Below are 7111 nucleotides of genomic sequence, written 5' to 3'. Positions count from 1 at the left end.
TCGCGCGCGTGAAGGGGGACAGCGATGGAAGGCGGCATTCTCGCGCTTTTGCTCGTGGCCCTGGCCCGCGGCCTGTGGGCGCTCGCGGGCTACCTGCACAACCAGACGGCGTTCCCGAAGCCGCTCTCCCGCCGCGAGGAGGCGGAGTGCCTCCGGCGCATGGCCGCCGGCGACCGCGAAGCCCGGGCCAAGCTCATCGAGCACAACCTGCGGCTCGTGGCGCACATCGTGAAGAAGTTCGACGGTTGCGGCGAGGACCCCGAGGATCTGATCTCCATCGGTACCATCGGGCTCATCAAGGGCATCGAGACGTTCGACCCGAACAAGGGCACGCGCCTCGCCACGTACGCGGCCCGGTGCATCGAAAACGAGGTGCTCATGCACCTGAGGTCCGCGAAGAAGACGCGCGGCGAGGTCTTCCTGCAGGATCCGATCGGCTCGGACCGCGAGGGCAACGAGATCACGCTGATGGACGTGCTGCGCGACAACGCGGAGCCGATCGCGGACGAAGTGGGCCGGCGCCTGGAGGCGAGCCAGCTTCGGGAACTGTTCGACGTGTTGGACGAGAGGGAGCGCACCGTGCTGGCCCTGCGGTATGGCTTTCACAACGGGGAGGAGCTGACGCAACAGGAGATCGCCCACATTCTGGGCATCTCGCGAAGCTACGTCAGCCGGATCGAGAAGAAGGCCGTGCGCAAATTGTCGGCCGCCCTGCAAACGAAACTTGGCAAAGGTTGACGGCCCCAGAACATGGACACGGCGCCATCACCACGGTTCCTGACATCGCGCGCGCCGCACGAGTACAATCGAACAAGCGAGGTGACCGTCGTGGGGCGCGGTTTGCGGCCGGATCGGGTGGCGCGGTCCGTGTTCGACATCGACCTCCATGCCTTGAAGCGCATGGGGATCACCACGCTTTGCCTCGACTTGGACAACACCCTGGTGGGCTGGAACCGGCCGCCGGACGAGCGGATTCGGAGCTGGCTGGCCACGGTGCGCGAGCTGGGGTTCAAGGTGGCCGTGGTGTCGAACAACACGACGGCCCGCGTCGACACGTTCTGCGCGGAGCTGGGCCTGCAGGGCGTGGCGGTGGCCCGCAAGCCGCGGCGTTCCGGATTCCGGCGCGCCATGGCGCTGCTCGGCGCCGATCCGGCACGCGCGGCCGTCATCGGTGACCAGATCTGGACCGACGTGTGGGGCGGCAACCGGGCGGGATGCTTCACCGTGCTCGTGCGGCCGCTTGATCGGCGCGAATTTCTCGGCACGAAGGTGGCGCGCGCGTTCGAGCGGCTCTGGCTGCTCCTGCTGCACCGGCTCGACCCTCCGGCGAGCGTGAACCGCTCCGTCCCCACGGATTCCCGGTGAGTTCGTTCGTCCCGCTGCATCCCGCCTCCGGCCGGGGTCGCCGCTTCGCCGTCGTCGGCTGGCCGGTGGCGCACAGCCTGTCCCCGCGCCTCCACAACGCCGCGTTCCGGGCGGTGCGCAGTCCCCACCTGTACGAAGCCGTCGCCGTGCCGGCCGACGGCTTCGCAGCGTTCGCCGCCACCGTCCGTTCGGACGCGATGTCGTGGGGCGGCTTCAACGTCACCATCCCGCACAAGACAGCAGCCGCCCTCGCCGCGGACGAGCTTCGCCCGGCGGCGGCCGCGCTCGGCGCGGCGAACGCGGTGGCGGTGGGCCCGGGCGGACGCCTCGTCGCGGACAACACGGATGCGGCCGCGGCGCTGCACGTGCTGCGCGAGCGCCGCGACCCCGCGCCCGGCGGCACGGCCCTGGTCCTCGGCGCGGGCGGTGCCGCGCGCGCGGCGGTGTGGGCGCTCGCCCGTTGGGGCGCCGGCCGCGTCGTCGTGGCGGCGCGAGACGTGGAGAAGGCGCGCGCGCTCCTGACCGACGTGCGCGGCGCCCTCGAACCGGGCGCGACGGAGCTGGCCGCCGTCGCCCTCGCCCCGGAAACGTTGCACGGAGCGCTCCGGGACGCGCGCGTCATCGTCAACGCGACGCCCGTCGGCCTCGCGGATCCGGACGCCTCGCCTCTCGAGGACGGCGCTTGGGAGATCGTGCGGCCCGGCGGCCTCTGCTTCGACATGGTCTACGGACCGCGTCGCACGCGCCTGCTGCGCCAGGCCGCCCTGGCGGGCTGGGACGCCGTCGACGGCATCGACATGCTGGTGCGCCAAGCCTCGCTGTCCTGGGAGCTGTGGTTCGGCGGACCCGCGCCCGAATCGGCCATGCGCGCGGCGTTGAGCGACATCCAATAGGCTTGCGCAAGGACTGGCGCGAATCTCGTCGAAACTGCTTCATTCAATTGCAGTGAATCCCGTTCAGGCCCGATTCACGGCCCAGGCGCCGCGCCGCGGCTGGCGCAGGGCGACGATCTCAACGCCGAGGTGGACACGCATTGCTCCGATACATGACCGCCGGTGAATCCCACGGGGAGATGCTCGTGGGAATCCTCGAGGGCTTGCCGGCCGGCATCCCGCTCTCCGCAGGCGACATCAATCCCTACCTCCAGCGCCGCCAGGGCGGGTACGGGCGCGGCGGCCGCATGAAGATCGAGCGCGACGAGGTCCGCCTCGTGGCCGGCGTCCGCGGAGGGGAGACGCTGGGCAGCCCCGTCGCCTTCCTCATCGAGAACCGCGACTGGAAGAACTGGCAGGGCGTGATGAACCCGGAAGCCGAGGCGATCGACGCCGGGCGCCGCGCCGCCCGGCGTGTGACCGCGCCCCGGCCGGGCCACGCCGACCTGGCCGGCGGCCTCAAGTATGACCGCGCCGACCTGCGCGACGTCCTCGAGCGCGCAAGCGCCCGTGAGACGGCGATGCGCGTGGCGATCGGCGCCGCCTGCCTGAAGTTCCTCGCCGAGCTCGGCATCCGCGCCGCCGGCCACGTGGTGCGCATGGGCGAAGCCGCGGCCGATCCCGAGGCCGTGGCGGCGCTGACGCTCGACGAGCTCGCCGCCCGCGCCGCGGCGTCGCCCGTGTACTGCGCCGACGAAGAAGCCTCGCGCCGGATGGTCGAGGCCGTGAAGGAAGCGGCGCGCCGTCACGACACGCTGGGCGGCGTCGTCGAGGTGCGCGTCGAAGGGCTTCCGGTCGGCCTCGGCAGCCACATCAGCGGCGAGCGCCGCCTCGACGCGCGCCTCGCGGCGGCCCTCATGGGAATCCAGGCCGTCAAGGGCGTGGAGATCGGCCTCGGCTTCGAGGCCGCGCGGCGGTTCGGCTCCGAAGTCCACGATCCCATCGTCTACGTCGGCCCCTCCCGCGCGCCGCGGTCCGGGGGCTACGCGCGCACGCGGAACGGGGCCGGAGGGCTCGAAGGCGGCATGACGAACGGCGAGCCGCTCGTCGTGCGGGCGGCGATGAAGCCCCTCGCCACGCTGACCCATCCCCTGCCGAGCGTCGACGTGCACTCGAAAGAGGCCGCCGGCGCCGCCGTGGAGCGCACGGATGTCGCGGCCGTGCCGGCCCTGGCCGTCGTGGCGGAGGCGATGGTCGGCATCGTCCTGGCCGACGCCGTCCTCGAAAAGTTCGGCGGCGACAGCCTCGGGGAGGTCCGGCGCAACCTTCAGGGCTACGTGGATCAGATCGCGCGCCACCCCCTTCAGCCGGAGGGCGAGGCCCGTTGACCCCGAACCTCGTGCTCGTCGGCATGCCGGGCTGCGGCAAGACCACGCTGGGCCGGCGGGTCGCGGCGCGCTGCCGTCGCCCCTTCCTGGACACGGATGCCGAGGTCGAACGCCTGACCGGAAAGCGCGTGGCGGACCTATGGGCGGAGGAGGGCGAGGCGGCTTTCCGCGACTGGGAGGCGCGCGTCGTCCGCGCGGTCTCGCCGTGGTCGGGCACCGTCGTGGCGACCGGCGGCGGCACGCTGCTCCGGGAAGAGAACCGCGAGCGCCTTCGACAGGGCGGTTTCGTCGTCTGGCTCCGCGTTCCCATGGCGGTCCTCGAACGCCGCACGGCCCGCTCCGCCGCGCGACCGCTCCTCGCCCGCGGGGACCGGGCGGCCGTTCTGCGGTCCCTTGAGGAGGAAAGGGAGCCGGTGTACCGCGAGTTCGCGGACGTGGCCCTCGACCTGGCGGACGCCCACCCTGCGGTGAACGCAGCCGCCATCGCCGCCCTGTGGGAGGAGGCGGGCCTGCATGCGCCCCGACTCGCGCGGCCCTGATCCCGTGCGCGTGCACGTGGACGGAGAGCGTCCGTACGACGTGTGGATCGGCCACGGGCTCCTTCGGGAGCTCGGGGCGCGCCTGCGCCAGATCGGCGGCACCCCGCGGGCACTCATCGTCACCGTCCCTCCCGTGGAGCGCGCCTGGCGGGAGGTCGTGACACGCAGCTGCTTTGCGGCAGGCGTCGAGGCCGCCTGGCACGTGATTCCGGACGGCGAACGGAGCAAGTCGCTTGAACAGCTGACCGGCGTGTACGAGGCCGCCCTGGCCGCAGGCCTCGACCGCGATTCGTGTATCGTGGCGCTCGGCGGCGGCGTCGTCGGTGACCTCGCCGGCTTTGCGGCCGCCACCTTCCTGCGCGGCGTGCGTCTCCTTCAGGCGCCGACGTCGCTCCTCGCCCAGATCGACTCCAGCGTGGGCGGCAAGACGGGCGTCAACCTTCCGGCCGGCAAGAACCTGGTGGGCGCCTTCCACTGGCCGAGCCTCGTGCTGGCCGATCTCGACACGCTGGACACCCTCCCGGACGCCGAATTCCGCGCGGGCCTTGCGGAAGCGGTGAAGCACGGGCTGATCTCCGACGAAAACGATTATGGATTCGTCCGCCGCGCCGCCCCGGCCATCCTGCGCCGCGACGCGGCCGCATTGAGCCGGCTGGTGGCCGACTCCGTCCGCATCAAGGCGGCCGTCGTGGGCAGGGATCCGCGGGAGTCCGGCGAGCGCCGCCTCCTGAACCTCGGCCACACCGTGGGCCACGCCATCGAGGCGGCGGCGGGTTACGGGCGCTGGCGGCACGGCGAGGCCGTCGCGGCGGGACTCGTCGCGGCCGGCGCGCTGGCCCTGGCGGTCGGCACCGGGTGGACGGATGCGCGGCAACGGGAGCTGGTCGACTTGTTGCAGACGTTGGGCTTGCCGACGACGCTGCGCGGGTTGCGCGCGGACGACCTCCTCGCACGGATCCGCCACGACAAGAAGGCCATCGACGGGGACGTGCGCTGGGTGCTTCCGGTGGCCCCCGGGCGTCTTCTCGAGGTGACCGGCGTGCCGAGGGAAACGGTGCGCCGCGTGCTTGTCGAACTCGGCGCGGAAGGGTAGGTGGGGCGCGATGATCCCCGTGCCGCCGGACGACACCGCCGAGCTGGCCGAGTTCGCCGCCGCCGCAGCGCGATACGTCGCGGAGGTCCAGGCGATCAAGGAGGACCTGGAGCGGAGCGCCGCGGAACTGCGCGAGCGGCGCACGCCGGAGACGGTCGACGCCGCGGCCGCGCTCGCCGCGCACGCGGAGCGGCTCGCCTCGCGGCTGGACGCGCTCGATGCCCAGCGCCGGGAGTGGGAACGGCGCGCGGCCCGCGCCCATCACCGCCAGCGCGCCGGCTTCAGCATCATCCGGGCGCAAGAGGAGGAGCGGCGCCGCCTCGCGCGCGACATCCACGACGGGCCGGCGCAGCTCCTCGCGAACGTCGTCTTTCGCATCGAGGTCAGCCAGAAGCTGCTGTCCATCGACCGCGACCGCGCCCTCGCCGAACTGGAGCAGTTGAAGACGCTGGTCCGCCACAGCCTGCAGGACGTGCGGAAGATCATCTTCGACCTGAGGCCCATGGCGCTCGACGACCTCGGACTGATCCCCGCGCTGCGAGGGTATCTGAGCACATTCGGCGAACGGACCGGATTGGCCACGGATTTGATCGTGCAGGGAACGGAGCGCCGCGTTCCGCCCGCCGTGGAGGTGGCGGCGTTCCGCATCGCGCAAGAGGCGTTGAGCAACGCGTGGAAGCACGGGGACGCGACGCGCGCGACCGTCACGGTGCGCTTCGAACCCGGGCAGCTGTCGGTGGCCATCGAGGACGACGGCGCCGGGTTCAACGTCGCCGAGGCGCTGCAGCGCCAGGGGGGCTTCGGCCTCCTGAGCATGCGCGAGCGTGCCGGGCTCGTGGGTGGCTCGCTCGACATCGTGAGCGCGCCCGGAGAAGGCACGACCGTCCTCGCCGTGATCCCGCTCCAGGCGGAGGGAGATGGCTGGGCATGACGCCCATTCGAGTTCTCGTCGCCGACGACCATCCGCTGTTCCGGCAGGGGCTGCGCCGGGCGCTCGAATTCGCCGACCGCCTGGAGGTGGTCGGCGAGGCGCGCGACGGCTACGAGTGCCTCGAACGGGTGCGCGCCCTGCGGCCGGACGTGATCCTGCTCGACCTCACCATGCCCAAGCTCAACGGCGTGGAAGTGGCGCGCCAGGTGAAGAGCGAATGGCCCGAGGTGCGCATCCTCGTCCTCACCATGCACGACAACGAGGAGTACCTCGTGGAAGCGGTGCAGGCGGGCGTGGACGGCTACGTCGTGAAGGACGTGGAGCCGGGAGAGCTGCAGCGCGCCATCCTGCGGGTGGCCGCCGGCGAACGCTACCTCCAGCCGGACATGGCGGCCAAGCTGATGACCGGCTTCCAGCGGCTCGCCCGGGAAGCTCAACGCCGCGAAGCGGGGCCGCTCGACATCCTCAGCGACCGCGAGTGGCAGATCCTCCAGTTGATGGTGGCGGGCAAGGCCAATAAGGAGATCGGCGACGCGCTCTTCATCAGCGAGAAGACGGTGAAGAACCACACGACGAACCTCTTTCGCAAGCTGGGCGTGCAGGGGCGCGCCCAGGCGGTCGTCGAGGCGATCCGCCGCGGCTGGGTGCGCGTGGACGAGGGGCCGACCGGCGGATCGTCCGGACCTTCGGTACCGGCGTGACTCGCGGCCTGCGCGAGCCCGGGACAGACGTCCCGGGCTCGTCGCGTTTGCTGGGGCTCATCGCCCCCAAAATCGGGACTTGCGCTGGATGGGAGCCGCCCCCGGCCGGACGTAGGCTGAAGGCAAGCGGCTTGTCCGGCACCGCGACCGCGTCAGCCTTGGCCGCGGTCGCGGGGTCGAACGCGAAAGGGGGTGTCGAAGGATGGCTCTCTTTGTCCGCTT

At 71.9% G+C, this 7111-nt stretch carries 8 protein-coding genes; all 8 read left to right on the top strand.

Annotated elements, in window-relative coordinates; genetic code table 11:
- The first annotated feature begins 24 nt into the window (after positions 1–24).
- The 8 genes from sigK to IRZ18_07655 all read left to right on the top strand — a co-directional run bounded on the left by sigK (position 25) and on the right by IRZ18_07655 (position 6889).
- Positions 25–738, top strand: a complete 714-nt coding sequence (gene sigK / locus IRZ18_07690) for an RNA polymerase sporulation sigma factor SigK (GenBank protein MBX5476984.1) — start codon at positions 25–27, stop codon at positions 736–738.
- A 12-nt stretch (positions 739–750) separates the two neighbouring features.
- Positions 751–1365 carry a YqeG family HAD IIIA-type phosphatase gene (locus IRZ18_07685; GenBank protein MBX5476983.1) on the top strand — a complete coding sequence of 205 codons (615 nt, stop codon included), beginning with the start codon at positions 751–753 and terminating at the stop codon, positions 1363–1365.
- Positions 1362–2258 carry a shikimate dehydrogenase gene (aroE, locus tag IRZ18_07680; protein ID MBX5476982.1) on the top strand — a complete coding sequence of 299 codons (897 nt, stop codon included), beginning with the start codon at positions 1362–1364 and terminating at the stop codon, positions 2256–2258. Before IRZ18_07685 ends, aroE begins: the two co-directional genes overlap by 4 nt.
- 140 nt (positions 2259–2398) lie before the next feature.
- Positions 2399–3625 (top strand): chorismate synthase, encoded by a 1227-nt coding sequence (gene aroC / locus IRZ18_07675; protein MBX5476981.1) that lies wholly within the window; start codon positions 2399–2401, stop codon positions 3623–3625.
- Positions 3622–4164: a shikimate kinase gene (locus IRZ18_07670; protein ID MBX5476980.1), complete on the top strand. Its 543-nt coding sequence runs from the start codon at positions 3622–3624 to the stop codon at positions 4162–4164. The genes aroC and IRZ18_07670 overlap by 4 nt, the downstream gene beginning before the upstream one ends.
- The gene (gene aroB, locus IRZ18_07665; protein ID MBX5476979.1) at positions 4139–5257 is read left to right on the top strand and encodes a 3-dehydroquinate synthase; all 1119 of its coding nucleotides are present in this window, start codon (positions 4139–4141) and stop codon (positions 5255–5257) included. Before IRZ18_07670 ends, aroB begins: the two co-directional genes overlap by 26 nt.
- A 10-nt stretch (positions 5258–5267) precedes the next feature.
- Complete coding sequence (locus IRZ18_07660; protein ID MBX5476978.1) at positions 5268–6188, top strand: sensor histidine kinase; 921 nt, start codon at positions 5268–5270, stop codon at positions 6186–6188.
- Positions 6185–6889 carry a response regulator transcription factor gene (locus IRZ18_07655; GenBank protein MBX5476977.1) on the top strand — a complete coding sequence of 235 codons (705 nt, stop codon included), beginning with the start codon at positions 6185–6187 and terminating at the stop codon, positions 6887–6889. The genes IRZ18_07660 and IRZ18_07655 overlap by 4 nt, the downstream gene beginning before the upstream one ends.
- The last annotated feature ends 222 nt before the right edge of the window (positions 6890–7111 follow it).

Source organism: Clostridia bacterium (assembly GCA_019683875.1).
GTDB lineage: Bacteria > Bacillota > Sulfobacillia > RBS10-35 > Bu92 > Bu92.
This window is presented reverse-complemented; position numbering and strand designations above follow the sequence as displayed.

Coding starts and splice junctions, on each gene's coding strand:
- sigK (MBX5476984.1), top strand. CDS start 25: ATGGAAGGCGGCATTCTCGCGCTTTTGCTCGTGGCCCTGGCCCGCGGC.
- IRZ18_07685 (MBX5476983.1), top strand. CDS start 751: ATGGACACGGCGCCATCACCACGGTTCCTGACATCGCGCGCGCCGCAC.
- aroB (MBX5476979.1), top strand. CDS start 4,139: ATGCGCCCCGACTCGCGCGGCCCTGATCCCGTGCGCGTGCACGTGGAC.
- IRZ18_07660 (MBX5476978.1), top strand. CDS start 5,268: ATGATCCCCGTGCCGCCGGACGACACCGCCGAGCTGGCCGAGTTCGCC.
- IRZ18_07655 (MBX5476977.1), top strand. CDS start 6,185: ATGACGCCCATTCGAGTTCTCGTCGCCGACGACCATCCGCTGTTCCGG.